Origin of the sequence: Kitasatospora brasiliensis, from assembly GCF_032654805.1 — a bacterium.
Classification (GTDB): Bacteria; Actinomycetota; Actinomycetes; order Streptomycetales; family Streptomycetaceae; genus Kitasatospora; species Kitasatospora brasiliensis.
Map to the genome: position 1 here is coordinate 1 of NZ_JAUOOW010000011.1, position 26,259 is coordinate 26,259.

At 72.0% G+C, this 26,259-nt stretch carries 16 protein-coding genes, 1 pseudogene and 1 riboswitch; of the genes and pseudogenes, 11 read left to right on the forward strand and 6 right to left on the reverse strand.

The annotated features are described in order from the left end of the window. The 4 genes from QWJ13_RS33045 to QWJ13_RS33060 form a co-directional block, all read left to right on the forward strand. The coding region (locus QWJ13_RS33045) for an amino acid adenylation domain-containing protein (RefSeq protein ID WP_316529278.1) at positions 1–2,314 on the forward strand (2,314 nt) is incomplete at its 5' end. Positions 2,315–2,320: 6 nt separating this feature from the next. Continuing rightward, positions 2,321–3,616, forward strand: a complete 1,296-nt coding sequence (locus tag QWJ13_RS33050) for an MFS transporter (protein ID WP_316529280.1) — start codon at positions 2,321–2,323, stop codon at positions 3,614–3,616. Between the two features lie 38 nt (positions 3,617–3,654). Continuing rightward, positions 3,655–4,467 carry a dimethylargininase gene (gene ddaH / locus QWJ13_RS33055; RefSeq protein WP_316529282.1) on the forward strand — a complete coding sequence of 271 codons (813 nt, stop codon included), beginning with the start codon at positions 3,655–3,657 and terminating at the stop codon, positions 4,465–4,467. Positions 4,468–4,612: 145 nt separating this feature from the next. Next, a complete protein-coding gene (locus QWJ13_RS33060; RefSeq protein WP_316529284.1) occupies positions 4,613–4,837 on the forward strand; it encodes a hypothetical protein in 225 nt (74 codons plus the stop codon). Between the two features lie 69 nt (positions 4,838–4,906). Here QWJ13_RS33060 and QWJ13_RS33065 read toward each other — a convergent pair whose 3' ends face one another. Beyond that, on the reverse strand, positions 4,907–7,975 hold the full coding sequence (locus tag QWJ13_RS33065; RefSeq protein WP_316529285.1) for an AfsR/SARP family transcriptional regulator: 3,069 nt from the start codon (positions 7,973–7,975) through the stop codon (positions 4,907–4,909). A 258-nt stretch (positions 7,976–8,233) separates the two neighbouring features. Between QWJ13_RS33065 and QWJ13_RS33070 the strand changes: the two genes are divergently transcribed. The 4 genes from QWJ13_RS33070 (at position 8,234) to QWJ13_RS33085 (ending at position 13,839) form a co-directional block, all read left to right on the forward strand. Next, positions 8,234–9,316, forward strand: coding sequence for a hypothetical protein (locus QWJ13_RS33070; protein WP_316529288.1), 1,083 nt, complete (start codon positions 8,234–8,236; stop codon positions 9,314–9,316). A 66-nt stretch (positions 9,317–9,382) separates the two neighbouring features. Next, a riboswitch (SAM riboswitch) is annotated at positions 9,383–9,525 on the forward strand. Positions 9,526–9,748: 223 nt separating this feature from the next. After that, complete coding sequence (locus QWJ13_RS33075) at positions 9,749–10,462, forward strand: IclR family transcriptional regulator (RefSeq protein ID WP_316529289.1); 714 nt, start codon at positions 9,749–9,751, stop codon at positions 10,460–10,462. Between the two features lie 177 nt (positions 10,463–10,639). Further along, a complete protein-coding gene (locus tag QWJ13_RS33080; protein ID WP_316529291.1) occupies positions 10,640–12,772 on the forward strand; it encodes a DUF362 domain-containing protein in 2,133 nt (710 codons plus the stop codon). A gap of 8 nt (positions 12,773–12,780) precedes the next feature. Beyond that, positions 12,781–13,839, forward strand: coding sequence for an NAD-dependent epimerase/dehydratase family protein (locus QWJ13_RS33085; RefSeq protein ID WP_316529293.1), 1,059 nt, complete (start codon positions 12,781–12,783; stop codon positions 13,837–13,839). On the opposite strand, the gene QWJ13_RS33090 is transcribed toward QWJ13_RS33085, so the two are convergent. Both QWJ13_RS33090 and QWJ13_RS33095 read right to left on the reverse strand, forming a co-directional pair. After that, positions 13,840–14,496 carry a hypothetical protein gene (locus QWJ13_RS33090; RefSeq protein WP_316529294.1) on the reverse strand — a complete coding sequence of 219 codons (657 nt, stop codon included), beginning with the start codon at positions 14,494–14,496 and terminating at the stop codon, positions 13,840–13,842. It lies immediately after the preceding gene. Between the two features lie 10 nt (positions 14,497–14,506). Continuing rightward, entirely contained in the window at positions 14,507–15,766 is a 1,260-nt protein-coding gene (locus QWJ13_RS33095) for a YncE family protein (RefSeq protein WP_316529296.1), read from the reverse strand. Positions 15,767–15,936: 170 nt separating this feature from the next. Here QWJ13_RS33095 and QWJ13_RS33100 point away from each other — a divergent pair, with 170 nt between their 5' ends. Next, on the forward strand, positions 15,937–16,461 hold the full coding sequence (locus tag QWJ13_RS33100) for a hypothetical protein (RefSeq protein WP_316529298.1): 525 nt from the start codon (positions 15,937–15,939) through the stop codon (positions 16,459–16,461). A gap of 69 nt (positions 16,462–16,530) precedes the next feature. Here the strand turns inward: QWJ13_RS33100 and QWJ13_RS33105 are convergent, their stop codons facing one another. Then, the gene (locus QWJ13_RS33105; protein WP_316529300.1) at positions 16,531–17,481 is read right to left on the reverse strand and encodes an NADP-dependent oxidoreductase; all 951 of its coding nucleotides are present in this window, start codon (positions 17,479–17,481) and stop codon (positions 16,531–16,533) included. Positions 17,482–17,563: 82 nt separating this feature from the next. On the opposite strand from QWJ13_RS33105, the pseudogene QWJ13_RS33110 reads away from it, so the two are divergent. Next, positions 17,564–18,539: pseudogene (locus QWJ13_RS33110) on the forward strand (GlxA family transcriptional regulator). A 55-nt stretch (positions 18,540–18,594) separates the two neighbouring features. Continuing rightward, complete coding sequence (locus QWJ13_RS33115) at positions 18,595–19,449, forward strand: alpha/beta fold hydrolase (protein ID WP_316529303.1); 855 nt, start codon at positions 18,595–18,597, stop codon at positions 19,447–19,449. Between the two features lie 118 nt (positions 19,450–19,567). On the opposite strand, the gene QWJ13_RS33120 is transcribed toward QWJ13_RS33115, so the two are convergent. Further along, positions 19,568–22,858 (reverse strand): RHS repeat domain-containing protein, encoded by a 3,291-nt coding sequence (locus tag QWJ13_RS33120; RefSeq protein WP_316529305.1) that lies wholly within the window; start codon positions 22,856–22,858, stop codon positions 19,568–19,570. Beyond that, a complete protein-coding gene (locus tag QWJ13_RS33125; protein WP_316529307.1) occupies positions 22,855–25,935 on the reverse strand; it encodes a hypothetical protein in 3,081 nt (1,026 codons plus the stop codon). The genes QWJ13_RS33120 and QWJ13_RS33125 overlap by 4 nt, the downstream gene beginning before the upstream one ends. Between the last annotated feature and the right edge of the window lie 324 nt (positions 25,936–26,259).

Consider the following 26,259-nt stretch of genomic DNA (forward strand, 5'->3'; position numbering starts at 1 on the left):
CGGGGTGTACCTGCCGCTGGACGCCGAGTACCCGGCGGACCGCACGGCCTACACCCTCGCGGACGCGGTGCCCGCGCTGGTGCTCACTGATGGTCGCTGGCCGCTGCCGGAGCTGCTCGCGGAGCTGCCCGTGCTCGATGTGACGGACACGCCCGGCCCCGCGGATGGCGCAAGGCCCGCGCTGCGGGCGGCCGACGCGGCGTACGTGATCCACACGTCCGGCTCCACCGGCCGTCCCAAGGGCGTGGTGGTCTCGCACGGCAGTCTCGCCGCCCTGCTGGCCGCCCGCCGGGCGGGCATGATGGCGGGGGAGGAGCGGCGACGGTTCGCGTTGACGGCGTCGCTCTGCTTCGACGCCTCCTGGGAGGGCCTGCTGTGGATGGTCGCCGGGCATGAACTGCACCTGATCGGCGACGAACTGCGCCTGGACGCGGCCGCACTGGTCCGCCACGTGCGTGAGTCGGCGATCGACGTGGTGAACGCCACTCCGTCCTTCGCGGCCCAGCTGGTCGAGGAGGGACTGCTGGCGGAGCCCGCACCGGCCGTCGTCCTGCTGGGCGGCGAGGCCGTCGGCCAGGCACTGTGGACCAGGCTGCGGGAGACGGAGGGGCTGCGGGCGTACAACCTGTACGGCCCGACCGAGTCCACCGTGGACGCCCTGGAACAGCCGCTGGACAGGTCGGAGCGCCCGGTGCTCGGCCGGACCGTCCCCGGGACGGCCGGGTACGTGCTGGACGAGTACCTGAACCCGGTGCCGCCCGGCGTGGCGGGGGAGTTGTACCTGGCGGGCGCCGGCCTCGCCCGGGGCTACCTCGGTCGTCCGGCCCTCACGGCGGAGCGTTTCGTGGCCAGCCCGTTCACCCCCGGCGAGCGGATGTACCGCACCGGTGATCTGGTGCGCCGTGCCCGTGACGGTGAGCTGGAGTACCTCGGCCGCACCGACGACCAGGTGAAGATCCGCGGCTTCCGGATCGAACTCGGCGAAATCGAGCACGTGTTGGCCACCCACCCCGAGGTCGCCACGGCTGTCGTCCGCCCGGACGACAGCGGCACCCGGCTGGTCGCCTATCTGGTCACCGACCGTCCGCTCGACCCGGCCGGACTGCGGGCCTTCGCCGCCGAGCGGCTGCCCGCCCACATGGTGCCCGCCGCCTTCGTCGCCCTGCCCGCCCTACCCCTCACCGGCAGCGGAAAGATCGACCGCCGTGCTCTGCCCGCACCGGACTTCACCGCGAGCCCGGCCGGCCGCCCGCCCCGTACCCCGCGCGAGCAGCTGCTCTGCATCCTGTTCGCCGAGACCCTCGGCCTGGAGCGCGTCGGCATCGACGACAACTTCTTCGATCTGGGCGGGCACTCCCTGCTCGCCATGAAACTGCTCTCGCGCATCCGCACCGCCCTCGGTGTCGATCTCGGCATGCGGGCGCTTTTCGAGGCGCCCTCCGTGGTCGGGCTGGACGGCCGGCTCGACCAGGGCCCGGCGGCCGACGCCCTGGACGTGCTGCTACCCCTGCGCACCGGTGGCGACCGGCCCCCGCTGTTCTGCGTCCACCCGGCGGCCGGCATCAGCTGGGTCTACTCCGGGCTGCTGCGCCACCTCGACCCCGGGCAGCCGGTGTACGGCCTCCAGGCCCGCGGCCTGCGTGGCGGGGCGCCGGCCAGCGTCGCCGAGATCGCCGAGGACTACGTACGGCAGATCCGCGCCGTCCACCCGTCCGGCCCGTACCACCTGCTGGGCTGGTCCTTCGGCGCGGTGGTCGCCCAGGAGATCGCTGTCCGGCTCCAGGCCGAGGGCGCGCCGGTCGGGCTGCTGGCCCTGCTGGACGGCGGTCCGGCGGTCCGCACCGATGCCGCCCCGCCGTCCGAACCCGCCGACACGGTGGACGAGTTGCTGCATTCGCTGGGTTACGACCCGGCGGACGGCAGCGGCCAGGCCGACCTGGCGGCGGTGCTCGGCGAGGCCGCGCACGTCCTGCCCGAGGTGTTCGACCGGCACCGCAAACTGATGGCCGAGCACCAGCCCCAGCGCTACCGGGGCGATGCCGTCTTCTTCGGCGCCACCCTCGGCAAGCCGACCGACTGGCCGTACGAGGAGCTCTGGCGGCCTCACCTGGACGGGCGGATCGAGGGCCACCGGCTGCCGTTCGGCCACGGCGACCTGGCCCGGCCGGAGCCGCTCGCCCGGATCGCCGCTGTGATCGCCGACAAGCTGCGGCCCGGGAGCGCCGGCACCACCGAGGGCGCCGGCACCACCGAGGGCGCCGGCACCACCGACAACGCCGAGAAGTTCCAGAACACCGAGAAGTCCGGAGCGTGAGCCGCGATGACCACCACCGTCCCGATCGAGTCACCGGCACCGCCGGACCGGCCACGCAGCAGGTGGGGCCTGTGGGCCCACGGGGACTTCCGCCGGCTCTGGATCGGTGAGACCACCAGCAACTTCGGCACGGCCGTCGGGAGCGTGGCGCTGTCCCTCGTGGCCGTGGTCACCCTGGGCGCCAGCCCCCTCGCGGTGGGCGTGATCAACGCGGCCGCCTGGCTGCCCTGGCTGTTCCTCGGCCTGCTGGCCGGCGCCTGGGTGGACCGCTGGCCCCGGCTGCGGGTGATGCTGGTCTGCGACCTGCTGCTGCTCCTCCTCTTCGGCAGCGTGCCGGTGGCCAGTTGGCTGGGGGTGCTGTCGCTCGCCCACCTGGTCGTGGTGGCCCTGCTGACCGGGGCGGTGAAGGTGTTCTTCTCCACCGCCTACGGTGCGGTGCTGCCCACCCTGGTCGGCAAGGCCGACCTGCTGGAGGCCAACGTCAAGTTGCGCTCCGGCGCCTCGGCGGCCGAGATCGCCGGCCCGGGCGCGGCCGGTCTGCTCTCGCAGGCGTTCGGCGCCGCCAGCGGGATGTTCGCGGACTCGCTCACCTATCTGGTGTCGGCGCTGTTCCTGCGGCGGATCAGGACGGAGGAGCGCCCCCCGCCGGTGTCCGAGCGACGCGGCATCCCGCGTGAGATCGGCGAGGGCGTCCGGTTCCTGCTGCGCGATCCGTACCTGCGCACGTTCGCCTGCTTCGCGGCGGTCGGCAACCTGGGGCTGAACGGCATCCAGGCGGTGCAGACGGTCTTCCTGGTGCGCAGTGTGGGGCTCGAACCGGGCGCGGTGGGCGGGGTGTTCGCGCTGGTGAGCGTCGGCGGACTGGCCGGCGCGATGCTGGCCGGACGGGTCGCCCGCAAGCTGGGCACCGCGCGTGGGCTGCTGGTCTGCGAGCTGGTGGTCGCGCCCTTCATCCTGCTGCTGCCGCTGGCGGGCGACCGGCTGCCGCTGGTGGTCAGCGCGCTCGCCTGGGCGGTCGCGGTCTGCGGGGTGGTGGCGGGCAACGTCCTCGCCGGCAGCTTCTCCCAGGGCTACTGCCCGCCCGCGATGATCGGCCGGATCCGGGCCAGCTCCGCGACCCTCAACTACAGCGCGATCCCGGTGGGCGCCCTGCTCGGCGGCTACCTCGGCGAGGCGATCGGCGCCCGCAGCACCATCTGGCTGATGGCGGGCGTGCTGCTCTCGGCCGGTGCGGTGCTGCTGGTCAGCCCGCTGCGCGGCCTGCGCGACTTCCCGACCCGGCCGGCCACCCCCGCCGCCTGACACGCCCCTTCCGTACCCGACCCTCCCTGGAGCTTCCGATGGCCCGCACCGCCCGCCCGCGCCACTACCTGATGTGCCGTCCGACCCACTTCGACGTCACCTACGCGATCAACCCGTGGATGGACCCGGCGAAGCCGGTGGACACCGACCTCGCCGTCGCCCAGTGGGAGCGGCTGTACGCCCTGTACGGCGAGCTCGGCCACCGGGTCGACCTGATCGACCCGCTGCCCGGCCTGCCCGACATGGTCTACGCGGCCAACGGCGCCACCGTGGTGGACGGCAAGGTGCTCGGGGCGCGCTTCCGCAACGCCGAGCGGGCCGCCGAGGGCCCGGCCTACCTGGAGTGGTTCCGCGCCCGGGGTTTCGAGACCCGCGACCCGGAGCACGTCAACGAGGGCGAGGGGGACCTGCTGACGACCGCGAGCTACGTGCTGGCCGGGCGGGGCTTTCGCAGCGTGGCCGACGGGCACGCGGAGGCCCAGGAGTTCTTCGGCCGCCCGGTCATCGGTCTGGAGCTGGTCGACCCGCGCTTCTACCACCTGGACACCGCGCTCTCGGTGCTGGACGGCGACGAGATCATGTACCACCCGGAGGCCTTCTCGGCCGGCAGCCGTGCGGTGCTGCGCCGGCTGTTCCCGGACGCGCTGCTGGTGGATGCCGCCGACGCGGCCGTGTTCGGCCTCAACGCGATCAGCGACGGTCTGCACGTGGTGCTGCCGGAGGCGGCGGTGGGCCTGGCCGCGCGGCTGCGCGAGCGCGGCTTCCGGCCGATCGGGATGGACCTCAGCGAGCTGCTCAAGGGCGGCGGCAGCGTGAAGTGCTGCACTCTGGAGATCCGCCCGGCGGCCTGAGCGGGCCCCCTGACCGAGCACCGGTGATCGTCGATGATCGCCGGTGCTCGGCTGTAGATCGGCCGTTGAACGCTCCCGGCCAGACTGGTGGCACACCACGACGGAACCCCTTCCCACCGGGGAAGCGACCCGAGGAGCAGCAGAGATGACGCAGCGCCAGAACACCACCACCCGCACCCGCCTCCGGCTCTTCACCGTCGGCCTCGGGGTGGCCGTCGTCGTGGGCGGCGGCCTCTCCGTGACGGTCGCCGGGGCGCAGGCGGCCGACGCCGGGGTGGCGACGGTGGTGAGCGGCGACGCGACGCCGACGCCCACCCCGACCCCCACCCCGACCGGTGGCACCGGCGACTGGAACAGCACCGGCTCCTGAGCCCGCCCGAAAGCCCCCGAAGGCCCCGAAGATCACCGAAACCCCGGAATCAGCGGCAGGATCGATTCTTCAGCAGCCAGTGACGGACGGAACCGCCGCAACAGCCGCCTCCCCCCGGGGCAGCAGCCCCGCCACCTCCGCCGCCTCCGGCAGCCCCAGCCGGACGAAGATCCGGTACGCCTCCCGCAGCCGCCCGCACGCCTCGGCCTCCCGCCCGAGGTCCGCCAGCGTCCGGCCCAGCACCACCAGCGCGTGGCCCTGGTCCCGCTCGGCCCCCAGCTCCTCGCACAGCGCCAGTGCCTGTCCGGCGTGCTCCAGCGCCTCCTCCGTACGGCCCAGCGAGCGCAGACTGTCCGCCATCCGGTAGCGGGCGTGCCCGGCCCGGGCCCGCAGTCCGGCCGCCGAGGCCACCGCCAGGCACTCGCCGAACCAGGTGACCGCCTCCTCGTGCCGCCCCAGCCCGTGCAGCGCCAGCCCCAGCACGTACAGCGTGTACGCCCGGCCGGGATCGTCGTGCCGGGTCCGCAGTTCGGCCAGCACCTCGTGGCAGATCGGCACCGCCTCCGCCGCCCGCCCGCTGCGCACCCGGGCCAGCGCGGCGTTCACCGTGGTCACCAACGCGCCCGAGCGGTGGCCGAGTTCGCGGGCCAGCAGCAGCGCCTCGTCGTAGTGCCGGACGGCCTCGTCGTAGCGGCTGAGGAACTGGCAGACCAGGCCGAGGTCGTTCAGCGCCTGGCGCAGGATCACCGTGTCGCCCGCCGTGCGGGAGGCGGCCACCGCCTGCCGGGAGGCCTGCTCGGCCTCCTCCAGCCGGGTGGCGGCCAGTGCGACGTTGCCGCGCAGGAAGTGCGCCCGGCCGGCTGCCCGGTGGTCGGCGCGATGGGCCGCGGCGGCGGCCAACGCATCGGCGGTGGTGGCGAGTTGGCGGCTGGGCGGGGCGAGGGTGAACGGGGTGAGCGCGATCAGCAGGTCGATCGCGGCGCGCAGCGGCTCCGGCGCCGCCTCGTCGACGGCCGGCCCGGTGTCCTCCGCGACCGTCCAGCCCGCCACCTGCGCGGCCAGCGCGATCGCCCCGGTGCTCTCCGCCTCGGCCCACGCCCGCGCCCCGTCCGGACCGTCCAGGCGCACCCCCGCGCCGCGGGCCGGCCCCAGCGCGCCGGCCGCCGGATCCCCGGGCACGGCGTGCTGGAAGGCCGAGCACGCGGTGGCCAGCAGGTGGTCCAGCATCCGGTCACGGGCCGCCACGGCCGTGTCCGGGTGGTCGGGGCGGCGCCGGGCGTAGGCGCGCAGCAGGTCGTGGAAGCGGTAGCGGCCGGGGAACGGGGACTCCATCATCGCCACGTCCACCAGGGCCTCCAGCAGGTCCTCGGCGTCGTACTCGTCCAGGTCCAGCAGCGCGGCCGCGGCCTGGAGCCCCAGGTCGGGGCCGTCCACCGAGGCGGCCAGCCGGAACGCCCGGGCCTGGGCGGGAGCCAACTGGCGGTAGCTCAGCTCGAAGGCCGCCTCCACCTCCAGGTCGCCGATCCGCAGCTCGTCGAGCCGCCGGCGCTCGACCGCCAGCCGGCGGCCCAGCGTCTGCACCGTCCAGCTCGGCCGGGCGGCCAGCCGGGCCGCCACGATCCTCACGGCGAGCGGGAGGTGGCCGCAGACCAGCAGCAGCTCCCGGGCGGCCTCCGCCTCGGCGCCCAGCCGCTCGGCGCCGATGGTGCGGCCCAGCAGTTCGAGCGCCTCCTCGGGTTCGAAGACGCCGAGGTCGGCCTGGACGGTGGCGGGCAGGCCGGCCAGCCGGGTGCGGCTGGTGGTGAGCACGGCGCAGCCGACCGCGCCCGGCAGCAGGGGCCTGATCTGCGCGGTGTCGTGGACGTTGTCGAGCAGCACCAGCAGCCGCCGGCCGTCGACCACCGAGCGGAACAGCGCCGAGCGGGCGTCCAGCCCGTCCGGCACCGTGTCGGCCGGCACGCCGAGCGCCACCAGGAAGCCGCTGAGCACCGCCTCCGGATCGGCCGGGGTGACGTCGGCGCCGCGCAGGTCGGCGTGCAGCTGCCCGTCCGGGTAGGCCTCGCGGATCCGGTGGGCCACGTGCAGGGCGAGCGCGGTCTTGCCGACCCCGCCCATGCCGACCACGGTCGCGATCACCAGGGCCTGCCGGCCCGGGTTGCCGAGCGCCTGGCCCAGCCGCTCCACCAGGACCGTACGGCCGGTGAAGTCAGCGGCGTCGGGCGGAAGTTGGGCCGGTCTGGGATGCGGGGTGGCGGCCCCGACGGGCACCTCCGGCGCGACGGCGGCGACGGGCGCCTCGGACTGTTCGGCCCGCTGCGGCTCGGCCGGCTCCACCGGCCCGGAGCGCGGCGCCGCGGACACGGCCGGCGCCGGGGCGGCGAGCGACGGGTCGCCCTCCAGGATCCGCTGGTGCAGCAGGTCCAGCTCCGCCCCGGGCGCCACCCCCAGCTCGGCCAGGAACAGCTGGCGCGTGCCCCGGAAGACGGCCAGCGCGTCCGCCTGCCGCCCGGCCTGGTACAGCGCCCGCATCAGCAGCCCGTACGCCCGTTCGTGCAGCGGGTGTTCGGTGGTCAGTGAGGTCAGCTCCGGAATGCACCGGGAGAACCGCCCCAGGGTGAGGTCCAGGGCGATCCGCTCCTCCAGCAAGGTCAGCCGAAGCTCCTCCAACCGCTGGCGCTGGCGCTGGGCGAACGGGCCCGGGATGCCGGTCAGCGGCTCGCCCTGCCACAGCTCCAGCGCCTGGTTCAGCAGGTCGCGCGCCTCCTGCGGCTCCCCGGCGGCCGCCGTGCGCTCGGCCCGCGCCGCCAAGTCCTCCGCCCGCGCCGCGTCCACGGCGTGCTTGGGCAGCACCAGCCGGTAACCGTCCCCGGCCGAGGTCAGCACGGCCGGGGCGTCCGGCTGCTCGCCGTGCAGGACCTTGCGCCACCGCCAGGCGTACGTGCGCACCGTCGTCATCGCGGTGCTCGGTGGCTCCTCGCCCCACAGCGCGTCGATCAGGTCCGTGGCGCTCGCGCCGTGTCCCGGCCGCAGCAGCAGCACCGCCAGCATCGCCTGCTGCTGGGGACTGCCGACCTTCAGCGCGGTGCCGCCGCGCTGCGCCCGCATCAGTCCCAGCACCGAGAACCGGAAATCATCCATTCCTGCACCTGCCCGCCTCGTGTGCTCGCCCCCGCCCGCGCACGCGCCACCCCCCGAAATGATGAGCCCCTATCAACCCACGCCACCCGTCGGGCTGTCGAGAGATCGTCGACCCGACGGTGATCCGGTGTTGATCGGCCGTCAGCACAATCGGAGGCGTGGCACCCGAGTCGGCTCGGCACGAACCGCCGGGCCCGCCACACCCCGGTCGCCCTGCCGCCGCCCGGGCGACCACCACGGCCCTCGAAGGCGAAGCCCATGAACACCGACCTGCTCTACCGGCTGCTCGACGTCGACCCGGCCGCCGGACCGGTCGAACTCCTCCACCGCGCCCGCGCCGACCGCGACCTCCCGTACCTGGTGCTCGCCGCGCTCGCCCGGGAGGGCGTACGGATGGGCCGGCACGCCCGGGCCGAGCTCCAGCGCGCCCGCGACCGGGCCGACTGTTACACCCGCCTCGCCCGCGAGCTCACCGACGCCACCGGGGTCCGCCCGATCCGCGGCCTCCCACTGACCGGCCACTACCCGCCCGAGCTGCCCCGGCCGCTGGACGAACTCAGCCTGGTCAGCCCCACCGAGGCCGCACTCTGGCAGGCCGTCAACCGGCTGGTCACCGACCACCCGGTGGAGAGCGTGGACGTCACCCTGCTCGGCGACCGCCCCCGGCACACCGCCGTCACCCTGCGATGGCCCGCCGAGGACCCGCTGCTCGACCCGTGGTACCAGGTCCGGCTGGCCACCGCCGCGCTCACCGGCGACCACGCCACCGTCCCGATCCGCCCCTACCTGGCCGCCGCCGACCACGTCGAATGCCTGATCGCCCTCGCCGAGGAGGGCCTCGGGCGCGCCTTCCGCGCGACCGACGTGATCGACGTCGCCCAGCTGGCCGGGCAGCCCTTCGAACCCGACGAGACCGCCGCGGTCGTCGCCGCCTACCGGCTCGCCCCGGAGACCGCCGCCCTCCTCGACCTCGCCGCCGAGCACGTGCCGCTCGGCGCCCTGCGGGACGTACGCGCCGTCCTGGAGGCCGAGGTCGCCCCCGAACTGCGCCGCCGCCACACCCCCGCCGGCGCGTCCCCGCCGCGCCACGGCACCCTGCTGCGCCGCACCGTCACCCGGTACCAGTGGGACGAGGCCCTGCTGCTGCCCGCCGGCGCCGCCACCCTGCTGCTCACCCCGGTCGCCGACTACCTGCTCGCCCCCGCCGGCACCCGCCCGACGGCGCTCGAACGCAGCGCCGCCCTCGCCGCCCTGCACGCCTGGGACGCCGCTTCCGGCACCGCCCCGGACACCGCCGACCGGGCCCCGCGCATCGGCCTGAGGGAGCCGCGCCACCGCTGATCGGCGCCGCGCACGGCGGCGGCCCCCGTTTTGGCGAGCCGCCCGGAGCTATGTATCGTTCGTCGCGAATCATCCAGAGGGGTGGAGGGACCGGCCCTACGAAGCCCCGGCAACTCCCCGTTCGACCCGGCGTCCGAAGTACGCGCCGTGCCGTCCGGGGGCAGTGCCAACTCCGGCCTGTCGCCACTGTGGCGCGGGAAAGATGAGGAGACACGGTGCTCTCTGTGCTGTCCTTCGCCCGGGCGCTGACCGCCCCGGCCCTTCCGCGTACCCTTCGTACCCCTCTCGGTACCCCTTCCGTGCCCGGCGCAGGCACTCGGCCGACTCCTCCGGCCCGTCCTCGCTGACCACCCCCGGCTTCCGCACGCCGGGAGCCGCCGTGAGCAGGACCACCCGCCGCTCACGGGCACTGAGACTGGAGTACCCCACACCATGGAGAACACGAGCGGCGTCGGCGTGCTCGACAAGGTCACCACGATCCTCGGCATCCTGGAGGCAGGCCCGGCCACCCTGGGCGGACTCGTCAACGCCACCGGCATGGCGCGCCCCACCGCCCACCGGCTGGCCGTCGCCCTCGAACACCACCGGCTGGTCACCCGCGACATGCAGGGCCGCTTCGCCCTCGGCCCCCGGCTCACCGAGCTCTCCACCGCGGCCGGCGAGGACCGCCTGCTGGCCGCCGCCGGCTCGGTCCTCACCCACCTGCGCGACGTCACCGGGGAGAGCGCCCAGCTCTACCGGCGCCAGGGCGAGGTCCGGATCTGCGTGGCCGCCGCCGAACGGCTCACCGGCCTGCGCGACACCGTGCCGGTGGGCGTCACCCTGCCCATGAAGGTCGGCTCCGCCGCGCAGATCCTGCTCGCCTGGGAGGAGCCCGAGCGCCTGCACCGCGGACTGCAGGGCGCCCGGTTCACCGCCACCGCGCTCAGCGGGGTACGGCGCCGGGGCTGGGCCCAGTCCATCGGGGAGCGCGAGCCGGGCGTCGCCTCCGTGTCGGCACCCGTGCGCGGACCGTCCAACCGGGTGGTCGCCGCCGTCTCCGTCTCCGGCCCCATCGAACGGCTCACCCGCCACCCGGGCACCCACCTCTCCCAGGCCGTCCTGGAGGCGGCCCGCCGCCTCACCGAGGCGCTGCGCCACCCCTGACCGGCACGGTCGGACGCCGGACACGAGCGCGCGCCCGCCCTCGCATCCGGCGTCCGACCAGTAGCATCGCTTCAAACCTCTTTCGAGCTACCTTCCGGTAAGTCAGCGATGGCCCGGACGGACGCCAACGGGAAGGCCGTCCAGCGGCGTTGGCCGTCCACCGGCGTTGGGGGAGATGTGACCGTCGTCGCCGCCGTGGCCCGCTCCACCCGGGTCCGGCCGCGCTCCGCCGCGGACCTGCTGGCGGAGGCGGTCGCCCGGGCCGGGCTCTGGGAGCGGCTCGCCGAGCGGGCGCACGGCGACCCGGGCGCGGTCGCCGTGCTGCTCACCCCGGGCGCCTCCGCGTACGGCGATCCGGCGACGGCCGTCAGCGCCGCCCTCGTGGAGCACCTGATCGACCAGCTGCACGACCGGGGCTACCACGACGTCACCGTCGGCGCCGCCCGCTGCGGCCCGGACACCTGGCTGGCCGGCCCCGGACTCCTCGACACCTGCCGCCGCCTCGGCTACCGCGAGCGCACCCCGCACGGCAACGCCTACCGCCTGGTGGACCTCTCCGAGGACGTCCAGCCGGCCGAGTTCCCCGAATCCGCCGTCCTGCACGGCAGCGGGCTGGCCCGCGGCTGGCTGGAGGCGGGCTTCCGGATCAACATCGCCAAGAACTGCACCCACCCCGAGTTCGGCTACGCCCTGTGCCTGGCCAACCTCTTCGGCGTGCTCCCGCAGGATGACAAGCACCACCACTACCGCGCCCGCCGCGACGGCGCCGAGGTCATCACCGACCTGCTCGGCGCCTACCCGCCCGACTTCCACCTCGTCGACGCCGTGGTCAGCAGCCACGGCTGCGCCGGATCGCAGGTCGGCCGGCCGCTGCGGACGGACACGGTGATCGCCGCGCCGGACGGAGTCCTCGCCGACCTGGTCGGCGCGCTGCTGATGGGCGTCGACCCGGTCTCCTCACCGCTCAACGCCCGCGTCCTCAGCGACCGGGGCCTGCCCGACGCCTACCGGGTCGACGGCGACCTGACGCCCTACCCGGGCTGGCGCAACCCGCCCCGCGCCCTGGTCGAGGCGGTGCGCCGGCTCGCCCCCGACGGGCGCGCCCACCGGCTGTTCAGCATCGCCGCCTGGCGGGTCGACCCCGGCGCCGCCGAGGTCACCGACCCGGCGCTCGCCCGGCTCTCCCGCCTGCTCACCGCGCTGATCCGCGCCGCCGACACCAACCCCGCCGCCACCGCCACCCTGTGCGCCATGGTCACCGCCGCGGCCTCCGCCTCCGCCACCGTCCGCGCCTGGAGGACCGGCAACGCCAAGGACGCCCTGCGGCGCCGGGACGTCTCCCTCGCCGTCGACCCGGACACCTACACCCACCAGGACTTCGACCGGATCACCGCCCTGCTGCGGCCCCTGGAGACGGTCATCGACGCCCTGCCCGAGGACGCCTGGCAGATGCGCTGGCAGCACGTCGGCCACTCCATCCTGTTCGGCTGCGAACGCACCATCAACGCCCCGTACGCCGACTTCGTCCGCCGGGTCGACATCAGCCGCTCCATCAGCTACATGACCGACTACCTCGGCGGCCGCGTCCACGTGGTGACGCGCGACGACCAGGGCCGGCCCACCCGCCAGATCGAACGCAACCTCTACCTGGCGCAGCCCAACTACCTCGCCTACTACGGCGGTCCACCCATCGACGTGTGCAAACTGGAGTCCGTCGACTACGGCGCCCAGCGGCAGCGGATCTCCTGGCGCACCGTCCGCAGCCCCAACGGCTCCGCCGCCTACGACGACGGCTCGGTGGTCTTCCTCCCCGCCGACGACGGCGCCCGCACCCGGATCGTCATCCGGGTCCGCCAGCGCTTCACCCTCCCGCTCACCTGGCAGGTCTTCCGCCCCGACACCCGGCCCAAGCTCCGCGACCCGCTCGTCCAGGACTCCTACCAGCGCTTCTTCACCCGCACCCTGGACAACTTCGAGGCCCAGTACGAGGGCCGCCCCTACCGGATCGGCCGCCCCTGGGAGGAGTTCGACGACCTGGACGCCGCCGAACTGCCCACCCAGCGGCTGACCGAGGCCGCCCGACTGATCCGCACCGCCGCCTCCCAGGCCCTGAGCCAGACCCTCACCCTGCCGACCCCGCCCGGACGCCTCGGCCCCGACGGCTTCTGGCACGTCGCCCCCGGCGACACCCCGACCCGCTCCCCGCTGCTGGCGGAGTTCCGCGAGGCGCTGCGCCCGGCGGTCGCCGGCTTCTGGGCGGGACTGCGCGAGGCCACCGCCCGCGACCGCGGATCGAGGCCGCCCCCGTGAGGGCCTGCGTGACCGGTGCCAGTGGGCTCGTCGGCTCCCAGGTGGTGCGCGCCCTGCGCGCCGCCGGCCACGAGCCGCGGGCGCTGGTGCGCCGCAGCAGCGACCTGCGCCCCCTGCACGGCCTCGACGCGCCGCTGGTCCACGCCGACCTGCGCGACCCGCTCAGCCTGCGGCCCGCCTTCGAAGGCTGCGACACCGTCTTCCACTGCGCCGCCGTCTTCTCCTACTGGGACACCAGCCGCGAGGAACTGACCGCCGCCAACGTCGAGGGCACCCGCGAGGTGCTGCGGGCGGCCGCCGAGGCCGGGGTGCGGCGGGTGGTGGTCACCTCCTCCTCCATCACCTGCGGCTCCTCCGGCGGACCGGTGGCCCGCGACGAGCGGTGGATGCCCGGGGACGAGTACCTGCCGGACTACTTCGTCACCAAGCTGGAGCAGGAACGGACGGCCTTCGCCCTCGGCGCCGAACTCGGCCTGGAGGTGGTGGCCGCCTGCCCGACCATCGTGGTCGGCGGCCCCGACTGGCGGCTGGTACCCAGCAACGCGCTGATCACCCGCTACCTCGCCGACTCGCTGCGCACCACCTACCCGGGCGGCTGCAACATCGTCTCCGTCCGGGACGTCGCGGCCGGCCACGTGCTGCTCGCCGAACGCGGCCTGCCGGGGGAGCGCTACCTGCTCGGCGGCGAGAACTGGGCATGGCGCACCATCCACCAGACCGTCTCCGAGCTGTGCGGCACCCGGGGGCCGTGGGCCACCGCCAGCCACACCGGGGCGTACCTGGCGGCGACGGTGGGGGAGATCCGCGCGGTGCTGACCGCCCGGCCCCCGGCGACCACCCGGGCCGAGGCCCGGACGATGGGGCGCTTCTACTGGTACCGCCACGACAAGGCCGCCACCCTCGGCTACCGGCCACGCCCGGCCCGGCAGGCGCTGGTGGAGGCGCTCGGCTGGCTGCTGACCAGCCCGCACGTGCCGGACCGGATCAGGGCGGGGCTGCGGCCGCACCCGGAGGTGACGGCGGCGCGGGAGCTGCTGCCTCGGCCACTGGAGAGCGGGGACCGGTGATCAGGGTTCGGTGGGGTCGCTGAAGACGGGGGTGTCCGGGCCGTCGGTCGGGCCCTTGGAGGGGAGTGTGTCGATGTGCTTCCCGTGCGTGCCGTGACCGCCGCGCCTTCCGTGCCGGCGCCGTCTGCGCCGGCGGTTCGGTCGCGAGGTGCCGTCATGGCCCGTGGTGCGGTGGGTCTCCGTGTGGTGCCCGCCTTTGGAACGGTCGGTTTCCGTGACGTGGTGCCCGCCTTCGAAGCAGTCGGTTTCCCTGAGGTGGCGGACGCCTTCGAAGAGGTCGGTTTCCCTGATGTGCCGACCGCCCTCGAAGCGGTCGGACTCATCGATGTGGTGGAGGTCTCCCCACGCGATCCGGTGGAAGTGGTCACGCAGTCGCTGCTCGTGCCACCGGGTGACCTCCGCGACGTCCCGGGCGTAGTCGGTGCCGCGTTCGCCCAGTTCCAGGAAGAATCTGGGGTCCTCGTCGGCCACGAACTTCCAGTACTCGCTGTAGACCTCCCCCCAGGGGAGCCGGCCGGTGGCCAGCCCGGCCATCAGCTCCGCAGTGTCGCCCCACATCGCGGCCTGGAGCTCGGCGACCGTGATCGCCGAGGACCGAATGTGCTCCCAGCCCGCGTGGATTTCGGCGTTCAACTGTTCCGGGGTCTTGGGACGCATGGCCAACTCCTCAGGTCGGTCTGCCGGTTCGGTCCGGCAGCGGGCTCAGCAGCGTGCTGTGGTGGAACCCCAGGCGGGGATCGGTCCAGACGGGCAGCTCGGGTAGGTGGGCGCGCAGCTCCGGCATCTCGACCCGCAGCCGTACGGTGTTGGCCGGGTAGTCGTACACGGTGATCGTGTTGAGCCCCCGGTTGGCGGTGAACAACAGGCTCTGGTCGGCGGAGAGCTGACAGGCGTAGACCCCGTCGACCAGGGTGCCGCGGGTGACCCGCAGGGCGCCGAGGAAGTGCTTGCTGCTCGGGCCGGGTGAGCCCCGGGTGAACGCGTCCGTGACCTGCTTCGCCGCCTGCCGGGCGGATCGCAACTGCCAGGACAGGTCCGGGCGTTGGTCGATCAAGCGGGAGGAGGTGAAGTCGGCGAGATCGATCATCACGATGGTGTTGCTGCCGCCGTTGCAGTAGATCAGCTCGCGGTCGGAGACACAGACGTCCGAGTTGATGTGCGCGGGGAAGTTCTGGCCGCACGCCCAGTGGCGCAGGATCTGCCCGGTCCCGGCGTCGATCTCGTACACGTACTCCTTGAAGTAGGCCATGGCCCACTCGTGCCAGTCCCGGCCCTCCTGGGGGAGAACACGGAAGGACAGCGCGTAGAAGCGGTCGTCGCTCGGGTGGCAGGCCACGTGCCAGCAGGTCGTCGGCAGGGCGACCCGGCGGGCGACCCGCTTCTCCAGGTCGAAGATGCCCACCTCGGCGGCCTCGCCCCGGCCCGGGTGGTCCATGCCGCCGTAGACGATGTACCGGCCGGAGGCGGTGCGCTTCATGGCGTGCGGGAGCTTGAGTTGATGATCGCCGATGCGCTCGGCCTCGGTGGGGCGGTCCAGGTCCATCAGCCACAGGCCGTCGCCGATCGCGGTGATGCCGTGGGTGCCGTCCAGCCACACCATGTGGGTGCTGCTCTTGATGGCGGCGTCCGGCGGCTCGAAGCGCAGGGCGGAGACGCGCTCGCTCTCGTCCAGGGACTCGACGTCGTAGAACAGCAGTTGCTGCCCGGCGTTGCCCAGGAACCCGAACCTGTGGTCGGGGGTGATGCTGATGGCATGGCCGCCGGCCACGCCGTCGTAGTACTGGATCCGGTAGGCGTACTCCCCGCTGTCCGGGTTGTAGCGGAAGACGCACACGCCGGCGGCGCCCTCCAGGCCGTTCATGCCGTTGCCGTCGAGGGCGATGTGGAAGGCGTAGGGGTAGCTGACCATCTGGTTCGTGTCCTCCATTGACCAGCGTAGGAGGGGGGTGGGTTGATCGCATACGGGGTGCGCCCTCAGGGGTGCGTATGCGACCCATGTGTGCGAACCTGATGGAGGGGGTCGGTAACCGGGTGGCGACGTTGGGTTACCACCCGCTCGGCTGTGGAAATTCCTCTCGGAAGGGCAGGTTGATCTCCATGATGCCCACGCAGACGACAGAGACGGCGACGCCTAAGGAGATTCAGTACTTCGACGACACGAAGCCGGCGAAAGTGCTGAACGTCACACAGGAAAGCATTCCTTACGGGCGTGCCAATGAGAAAGCGGGGCTCCATCTCTTCACTGTTTCGGCGGTCGTGACGGACCCCCCGAAGGGCGCGGTGGCGAAGCAGGACGTGAAGTGCCAGGTCACCGCCCCGGACAACTGGGACTGGGTCCAATGGGCCAATTACTACTGGTACAACGACAAGGCGCAGAAAGTCGTTGGCGACATCTCAAGCGTCAGTCCGAAGATCAGTGGCAGGTCGATGACCTTCATCCTCCAGGATGTGAGCCTGAACACGGGGGACAAGGACAGCAACCGTCTGTGCATCACCCTGCTGGCCGTGGTGGCGGACGGGGCCAAGGCCGGAACGACAACGAACGGGGCGGCGGTGATCGGTGTCGATAAGAAGGAGGCGCCGTTCCCCGCGAAGTGTGGCCTCCAAGGCATCATCGCCTAGTGCGCGCAGGATCACCCAAGTCGGTGCCGGCGGTGCGGATCCGGAGTGGATCCGCACCGCTGAAGGCCGCTACGGGCGGACGGTGAGCACCAGCTTCCCCGCCACCCGGCCCGTCTCGCCTTCCGCGTGGGCCTTCGCCGCCTCGGCGAGCGGGTAGCTGCCGGAGACGTTCACCCGCAGTTGCCCGGTCGCGGCGAGTTCGGCGATGGCCGCCATGCCCGCCTGGTCGTGCTCGACGAGCATGGCCCTTACCGTCACGCCCAACTCCTCCGCGCGTGCGGTCACTTCTTCGAGGTCCTGGGGCAGGATCGACACCAGCGTGCCGCCCGGCCGCAGGGTCTCCAGGGAGCGCAGCCGGTCGTCCCCGCCGAGGGTGTCGAACACCACGTCCAGGTCGCGGGCCTCCTTCACGAAGTCCGCGGTGCGGTAGTCGATGACCTCGTCCGCGCCCAGGCTGCGCACGAACTCGTGCTTGGCGGCGGAGGCCGTGCCGATCACGTACGCGCCGCGCGCCTTGGCGATCTGCACGGCGACGTGCCCGACGCCGCCGGCCGCCGCGTGCACCAGAACGCGCTGCCCGGGCTGGATCCGGGCGTTGTCCACGAGGGCCTGCCAGGCGGTGAGCGCCACCAGCGGCAGCGCGCCCGCCTCGGTGTGAGTGAGCACGGCGGGCTTGGGCACGAAGGCCCGGGCGGGGCCGGTGACGTACTCGGCGTGCGAGCCCGCGCCGTACGGGTAGGGGAGCATGCCGAACACCTCGTCGCCCGGGGCGAACAGCGAGACGCCGAGGCCGACCGCCTCGACGGTGCCGGAGACGTCCCAGCCGAGGGTGAACGGGGGCTGTCCGAGGAAGTAGCCGTGGCGGCGGTGCTTCCAGTCGGTGGGGTTGACCCCGGCGGCGTGGACGGCCACCAGGATCTGGCCGGGCCCGGGCTCGGGGCGTGCGACCTCGGCCTCGTGGAGGACCTCCGGGTCGCCGAGGGTGGTCTGGGTGATGGTGCGCATCGTGTTGCTGGTCATGGGTCCAGCCTGCGGCCAGGCCCCTGACCAGGGAAATGGCAAGATTGCCAAACATCGATAGGATCGTGCCATGCCTCCCGCGATGGAATCCCGTGGCGCTTCCGGTCCGCTGCCGCCGCCCCACCGAGTCGTCGTCCTCGCCCTCGACGGCGTCTATCCCTTCGAGCTGGGCATCCCCAACCGTCTTCCCCGGGGTGCCGGGGGCGTACGAGGTGGTGACGTGCTCGGCGACGGAGGACCGGACGGTCGCGACCGACGCCGACTTCACCATCACCGTCCCGCACGGGCCGGAGGCGCTGGAGAGCGCCGACACGGTCGTCCTGCCGCCGTACGACCCGTGCCGCATCACGGCCGACCTGCCCGATCCGGTGAGCGCGGCGCTCGCCCGCATCCGCCCCGGTGCCCGGATCGTCTCCATCTGCACCGGCGCGTTCACCCTGGCCGCGGCCGGCCTGCTGGACGGGCGGTCCGCGACGACGCACTGGGCGCTGGCGGACGTCTTCCGCCGAATGTTCCCCCAAGTCGCCCTGGACGCCGATGTGTTGTTCATCGACGACGGTGACGTCCTGACCTCGGCGGGCGCCGGCTCGGGCATCGACGTGTGCCTGCACGTGGTGCGCTCCGACCACGGCAGCGCCGCCGCCAACCGGGTCGCCCGGCACTGTGTGATGCCGCCCTGGCGGGAGGGCGGGCAGGCCCAGTACATCGAGCAGTCGGTGCCGGCGGCGGGCTCCAACGGCACGGCCGCGACCCAGGTGTGGGCCCTGGAGAACCTCGACCGCCCGCTCGCCCTACGGGAGTTGGCCGCGCACGCGCGGATGAGCCCGCGGACGTTCGCCCGCCGCTTCCAGGAGGAGACGGGCACCAGCCCGGGCCGCTGGCTGATCCAGCAGCGGGTGCACCGGGCGCGGCACCTGCTGGAGGCGAGTGACCTGCCGGTGGACCGGATCGCGGCGGAGATCGGCTTCGCGACGGGTGCGTCGCTGCGCCAGCACCTGCACGCGGCGATCGGGGTGTCGCCGCAGGCGTACCGGAACACCTTCCGGGCGCGGGCATGATCGTGACCTTGATCTTGTTCTTGTTCCGAAGATCATCCTGCTGGAGACTGAGGCAATGTCAAACCTGCCTACCTTCGTCCTCGTTCACGGGGCCTTCGCGAACTCCTTCTCGTTCGCGCCGCTCCAGGCCGAACTCGGCCTCCTCGGCCACCGCTCGGTCGCGGTCGACCTCCCGGGCCACGGCTTCGAGGCGACCTTCGCCGAGTCGTACCAGGCCCCCCAGGACCTCGCCGCACTCGCGGGCGAGCCGGGCGGCATCAAGGGGGTCACGCTCGCCGACAACGTCGCCCGGGTGATCGAGGTCCTGGAGCGGGCCAAGCGGAACGGCCCCACCATCCTCGTCGGCCACAGCCGGGGCGGCATCACCATCACCGCCGTCGCCAACGCCCGGCCCGAGCTGATCGACCGGATCGTCTACGTCTCCGCCTGGTGCCCCGTCGACCTGGACGTCAACGACTACTACGCCCAGCCGGAGATGGCGGACGTCGACCCGGCCGCCTTCGCGTCCTCGCTGGTCGGCAACCCGGCCGAACTCGGCCTGCTCCGCGTCAACTTCCGCACCGCCGAGCCGGCGGCGCTCGCCGCGTTCAAGTCCGCCTTCGCGGCGGACCTGACCGATGACGAGTTCCGGACCTTCCTCAACACCTTCCAGCCCGACGAGAACCTCGACGTCGGCACCTCCGACGACCGCGCCCAGGCGGCGACTTGGGGCCGAATCCCGAAGACCTACGTCCGCCTGGCCGCCGACACCAGCATCCCGCCCGCCGCCGCCGACCGCATGATCCGCGAGGCCGACGCGCTCACCCCCGACAACCCCTTCGACGTCCACACCCTGGAGGGCAGCCACCTCCGCTGGCTCGTCCACCCGCGGCCGGCCGCCGCCCTGCTCGCCGGCCTCGCGGCCGGCTGACACGGCCCTACCCCAGCGGCGAGGTGGATGCCGCTGGGGTAGGGGGCAGGGTGGCCGCCGCGGAAGGAGACTCCCCTGGGGAGTTCCCTCCCGCTCAGCTCATGAATGCCATGACTCGCTAACTGTCTGAATTCATCCAAGGGGGCTCGGGGGTGTTGACGCCGAGGAGGTGGCCAAGGTTGATTCCCATTTTAATCCAGGTGTGCTCTCTGATTCCGAAGAATTCACCACCGTCGCCCGCGACGCCGTTGCGTATGGCTTCTCCGTGCTGGGTCAGAATGAGGTTTCCTGCTCGCGTGCTCAGCGAGAATCTGATGGTTGATCCGTATCCGTCGAAGTAGAATTCATCCTCGACGATGAATGTGAAGCTCTCCGGCGTATCGAATACTACGCGGACCCTTCCGACCTCCTGGGTGGCCGCGCGGTTGAATCCCTTGCTGAGGAAGTTGCCATCCCCGAACGGTTCCATCGCGTGCAGCTCGCAGTAGGCTCCATCCTGAAATGTCGGACACCCCTTGATTTCGAACGGGAAGACTGCTCCTGGATTCTCTCGGAACTTCTTCATCGCCTCCTCCGGCGTGATGCCCTTGGACGATCCGATCAACCCGTCTTGCGTATATGTGCGGTCAGGGTTTTTCGTGTGCGGTGTCTTCACTGGAGTGCACGTCATCGGTGCATGGCACCGCTCGGCCGGCGTGGGGGTGCTCGAAGGCTTCTGGCCCGGCTTGCACCTGTTGACGGCCAACTGATTCTTGCTGCACGACGACCCCGGGGGAGTGTAGCCGTGGTCGTAGGCGCGGACGATTTCTTCCTGGAGCTGCTTCGTCGTTCCCGCCGAGATACCGGTTTCGGCATCCCATGCCATTAGGCCGGTGGGGTCGCTCTTGGTGATGGGGTTGCTGCCCGCGTAGTTGTAGCCGCCGAGCTGCTGGGCATCCGCCGCCTCGAAGACCGGGTCGAGGCTGATGAAGCGGCCGGTGGCCGGGTCGTACTGGCGGGCTCCCAGGATGTTGAGGCCGATGGACTTGGATGCCGGGGCGTTGAGGAAGCCTCGGTTGTCGGGCCAGGCGGCTGCCGTGCCTCGCGGGGCGCCGTAGGGGGTGAACTGGCGCCAGGTCGGGGTCTGGCAGGTCTGGTCGAGGACCAGGCCGGCGGTGCCGTGCGGGTCCGCGATCTCGAACTGGTAGTTGGCGAACGACCCTGTGCGGACGACGGTGCCGCCGCCCGGGAGGGGGAGGTAGCGGGTGCCGGTGACGGCGCCCGCACCGGTGAGTGTGAACTGCTGCCCCGGGAGGTAGAGGATCGTGCTGCCCGGGTCCTTCTGGAGCAGGACCTTGCCGTCGGCGTCGTAGACGTAGGTGGTGTCGCCCGCCGTGCCGCCCTTGACGGAGCTGAGACGGCCGGCGTCGTCCCACGCCAGGGTCTGGGTGCCGTTGGCGGTGGTCACCCGCTTGGTGGTGTTGCCCGCGGTGTCGTACTCCAGGCTGGTGCCACCGGTGGCCGAGGTCAGCGTGTGGGGCTGGTTCTTCCCGTTCCCGTTGTAGGTGTACGTGGTGGTGGTGTCCGCGCCACCGGTGGTGGAGTGCTCCACCTGGCGGGTGCGGTTGCCGAGGGCGTCGAAGGCCCAGTCGGTCCAGTAGGCGCCGCCGGTGACGGCGTCACCGACCTGGGAGTGGGCCGCCGTGGTCGGGGTGGCCGCACAGGAGTCGGTGGCGGTCCACGCCTGGGTGAGGCGGTCGAGCTGGTCGTACGTGAAGCACTGCGTCTCGGAGGTGGCGCCGAGGCGGGTCGAGACCTGCCGGGTGGCGTTGCCTGCCGGGTCGTAGTCGTAGTGCTGGCGGTCGACATCGGTCGGGGTGCCCGTGGTGCCACGCTGGACGAGCCGGTCGCTCAGGCGTCCGGTGTGGATGTCGTAGCTGTTCTGAATGACGCCGAAGCTGCCGGGGCTGCCGATCTGCGACTGGGACACGCGGCTCCAGGCGTCGTACGCCGTCTCCTGGGCGTACGTGTAGTTGCCGGCGGCCAGACCGGACGGCAGGTCGAACTTGGGCGTGTACGTGTACTGGACGGCCTCGGCCGACAGGCCGTTCCCCGTGGGGTAGGTGTCCGTGTAGGGCAGGCCGGTATTGGTGAGGTACGTGTGTGAGAACACGTACGACTTGCCGCCGAGTTCGGCGCCCTCGACCGCTGGGATCGTGACCGTGTCGCCGAAGGACGCGCCGAAGACGTTGAAGCCCGCGGACTGCTTCGTGTAGGCGGCGCCATTGGCATAGGAGGTCGACGTGGTCGCGTGGCCGATGGGGTTGGTCACCCCGGCCACGGCGTTGTCGTTGTCGTACACCCAGGACGCGAGCCGGGTGGTGTCCGACTGCGAGGTCAGCGGCGCGGCGAAGGACGCCGTCTTCCGGTTCAGCTTGTCGTATGTGTAGCTGACGGTCTTCGCCCGCGAGTCCGTGGACTGCGCGAGGTTGCCGCCCGCGTCGTACTGCATCGTGCTGGCCCCGGCGTCGGGGTCGTTCTTGGCGGTGACCTGGCCGAGCAGGTTGTACGTGCTGGTCCAGGTGGAGCCGGCGGCGGTGACGGTGTTCTGCTTGCCGTGGCCGTCGAAGCCGTAGGTGATCGCCTGGCTGGTGCCACCGCTCACTGTGTAGTTGCCGGTGAAGGTGTCGGCGGGCGCCGTCACGGTGGGCCGCACGGTGTAGTCGTCGAGTTCGACGGTCCGGCCGAGCGGGTCGGTGACGGTGGTCTTCACGGTGCCGCCGGTGGGCGGGACGACCGTGGTGCGGTCGCCGCCGTAGACGGTGGTCGTGCTCTCCTGGACCACGTTGTTCTTGAGCGAGTCCACCCGCACGGCACGGCCCAGGCCGTCGTAGGTGATGACTTCCCGGTTGGGGACCTGTTGGACCGGGACCTCTGCGGCGAGTGCCAGCGCCGGGGGATTGGCCGGATCCCAGAGGGCCTTGTTGGTCTTGCCGACCAGGCCGCGGGAATCGAAGTACGACTCGGTTATCAGGCGCCCGCCCTGTGGGGTCGGCGACTGGGTCTGGCGGACCCGACCGAGGGAATCGTAAACCGTCGTCGAAGTCACGTAGCTCAGAGCCTCGTTGAGCTTCGCCGTCGTTGTCCCGGACAGGCCTGTGTTGGACACGGTGTAGTCGAACTTCAGGTTCGCCGGTGCGGAGGTCGGACGGGACTGCGTCCACACGGCGGTGAGCCGGCCCAGGGTGTCCGACTGGCTGGTGGCGGTGATGCCGTTCGCGTCGGTCGCCGACAAGGTCAGACCGCGAGCGGGCGCGAGCGTCGTCTTCGCCGCCTGGTTCTTGGCGTTGGTGACGGTGCTGCCGGTGGTCAGGCCGACCGTGTTGGCGGTGTACGCCGTCGTGGTGGCGTTGCCGTTGGCGTCCTTCACGACCAGCGGGCGTCCATAGGTGTCGTACGTGGTGCGCGCGCCGGTCTGCCAAGTGTAGGTGCCGCCGGTGTAGTCGGCGCGGTCTGCGTCATGGTGACGTTGCCGACGGTCGGTGCCTTCGCCTGCGGGAAGGTCGTCCCGAACTGTGGGTCGTCGTAGAACGTCCGGGTGGCGGACTGCACTTGGGTCGGCCGGTTGACGGTGGCGGGCGCGGTGAGGGTGTTGTAGCCGGCCGGCGCCGAGGCGGTGCTGCCCTCGGTGAAGCCACCGCAGGCCACCGACACGGTCTCCTGTGAAGCGACCAGACCGACGAGGTTCAGGCCGGTGTTCGCCGGAGCGTAGGTGTAGCTGGTGCACCGGTCGTATGCGGCGTTCACCGGCGCGGTGTGCGAGTAAGTAGCCGTCAAAAGACCGAAGTTGGTGTCAGCAGGGTCCGTGACGTAGCTGCTGTTCGTCTCGTTCGCCCGCCAGGCGGTGGGCGTGACGGAAGTGATGGCCTGGCGGCTGTAGCTCTCGGCGGGCTTCACCGCCTTCGCGGTGAGGTCGGGCAGGCCGCTGCGGCTGCGGGTCGCGGTGGCCGGGGACACCCAGTACGAGGTGATGGCCAGGTTCTCGACCGCGCCGCCCTCGCCCTTGTACGTGGTGCTCTCCAGCGCCATGCCGGACAGCGGTCCGCTGTCGGGGTGGGCGCCGCCTTGGGAGTCCGTCAGGGAGACGGAGCGGATGGAGCCGGCCGACAGCCAGTCCCCGTCCATGCCCCGGTAGTAGGCGGTCTTCTGCATGGTCCGACGGTCGTTGGTGCCGTCGCCCACCCGGGTGGTCACATCCGCGTAGCCGCGGAACTGGCCCCAGGTGCGGTACTTGGGCTGGACGATCTCGTTGTCGTCGTAGTGCCAGGCCGCGCCGCCGCCGTACCCGTAGGAGGTGGTCTTGGCGAGCGCGTTGCCGGTCTGGTCGGTCTCCTGGACCATGGTGACGGCGTACTTCTGGAACCAGTCGGTGATCGGAGCGGTGTAGAACTTCGGCGTCCAGCTCACCGGGTAGCAGGAGTTGGTGTTGCTGGAGGCGTTCGCCGAGGCCACGTACGAGGCGGTGCACGGGTTCGGCAGGCCGTAGCTGACGCTGACCTTGCAGCCCAGCTCGGTGACGACCGAGGTCAGCCGGTAGCGGTACATGCCCGGGAAGTTGGCGGTGTCCACCCGGTTCTGCATGGTGGTGCCGCCGAAGACCACGGGCGGCAGCGAAAGGGAGCCCGACCCGCCGGCCGTGGTGTCGCTGCCGGTGCGGGTGACGGAGGCCAGCCACAGGGTCGGCGAGGTGCCGTCACCGGTCGGCGGCTCGGTCTGCGCCAGGTCGTAGGTGTCGACCGGGGCGTACGTGGAAGATGCCGTCGAGTACTGCTTGGTGACGATCTGCTTCAGCCGGACGGTCGAGAAGAACGACGGAGACTGCGTGGCGCAGGTCTTGCCGCTGTCGCAGACCAGGTCGAACGGCACGTCCGGGTACTGCGTCCCGGCGTTCGAGGCCGAGATCGGGTCACAGGTGGTGGCCACGCAGCGCGAACCGGTGAGGAGGTGCACCTGGTCCGGGACGGTGCCGAAGGCGCCGTTGTCGAGGAAGCCGTAGTCGATCCGGGACAGGTACGAGTCGCGGACGTACTTGGTGTTGCTCTTGCCCTTGTTCTGCCCGTAGTAGTTGGTGTCCTGGGTGTACCAGTAGGACATGGCCTGGCCGCGGACGTCCTTGACGTAGTCCAGGTGCCACTTGTAGGCCATGGTGCAGGCCGAGGAGTCGAAACCGGCGGCGTTGTAGCACGGGTCACCGGGATGCGAGGAGTAGACCGGCACCGAGTCGACCGAGTTGGTCACCGGCTTGCCGGAGCTCCAGCCGGGCAGCTGGTTGCGGCCGAAGGAGTACACCGTGCCGGAGCGGTCGGTGACCGTCCAGTAGTCGGTGTTGTAGGTGCCGGTGCCGTTGTTGGAGCCGGTGACGTGGCTGATGACCTCGCCGTTGTCGTTCTGCGGCTTCCAGGTGTTCTTGCCGGAGTCCCAGACCAGCGCGGTGGACGAGCCGTTCAGGGAGAGGGTGAGGACCGGCCCCGCATAGCACTGGTCACCGGTCTCGGAGGGCGACGCGGTGCCCCCGGGCTTGTCGGCGCAGGAGGTGAAGGTCTGCTCGATGAAGGAGTCCGGGGTCGACCAGCCGTCACCCACCCAGGAGGCCTGCGCCTGAGTGGAGGCCGTCTTGCCGTCCACTGACGCCGAGTCGTAGCCCAGCGAGATGTCGGGGACCAGTGTGCTCGTGGAGCCGGGGGTCTGGATCGGGTACGCGTAGGTGAAGGACCCGCTGGCGCTGCCGCTGGTCCAGGATCCGGCCGGGGAGAGCGCACCGGCCGCGTAGTTGCCGGCCGGGCCGCCGCCCTGGTTGCCGGAGTCGGTCGCGGCGAGGACCTGGAGGCCTGCCGCAGCGGGCTTGGCGAGCCCGATCTCCGCCGAGACGCTGGACGACTTGGCGTCCCGCTGGGTCGGGAGCGGAGTCTGCGCGCGGCAGTCCGGGACCTCGGGCGTGGTCAGCGCACAGGACGGGAGGGTGACCAGGTGGAGGCGGGAGGCGTAGTTGCCGCCATAGGCCTCGGTGAAGGCCGAGTAGTCGACGCCGACCCGGACCTTGTCCTCGGCGGAGCTGCCGGCGGACGGGTCGACCGTGAAGACCACGCCGGATATGCCCAGTTCGCCCGACTTCTTGTGGTCGAGCACCGTCACGCCGATGTCGGACGGCCCCTGGGGCCCACCGCCGCCCGGCTTGACCGCCTGGAGCCAGACGGGCGTGCCGGCGGCGCTCTGCTTGACGCCGGCCGACTTCTCCGAGGACGCGGCCAGATGGGCACTGCCCTTGGCTGCCTTGGGCCACGTGGCGGCGTGCGGGGTGAAGCTGCGCTGGGTTTGGTCGACCTGCTGCGCGATCTTCGGCTTGAGGTCCTTGACGCCCGCCACGGCGCCCGCGGACAGCTTGTCGGGGTGCCACGGCTGGGGTTGGTCGGCGGCCTGGGCGGGGGTGGCGAGGAGCGCAAATGCCATCGCTGCCGCGGTAGTTCCCCCCACCCATTGCCAGGATTTCTGTTGACGCAACATCAGGCCTGAATCGGTTATCCCGACTTGGCGCTTTGCTCTTCGGAGCATGGACTCGGTCACACCTCTGCGAGTCGGCTGCATGAGGGCAGCACTGATTACCCGGCGTGATGATCATCGCCGGAAGTGGCGATGACTATGGCAAGAGCTGCTGCCCCTCGTCACTGGCCTCCCCCCATCGACCAGCTGATTTTGCTAACTCTTTGCTGCGAGTTGCAGTTGTCATAAGTGGGCAAATGGTCGAGAAGCCGCCCGATCCTTTCTGGCCGACCA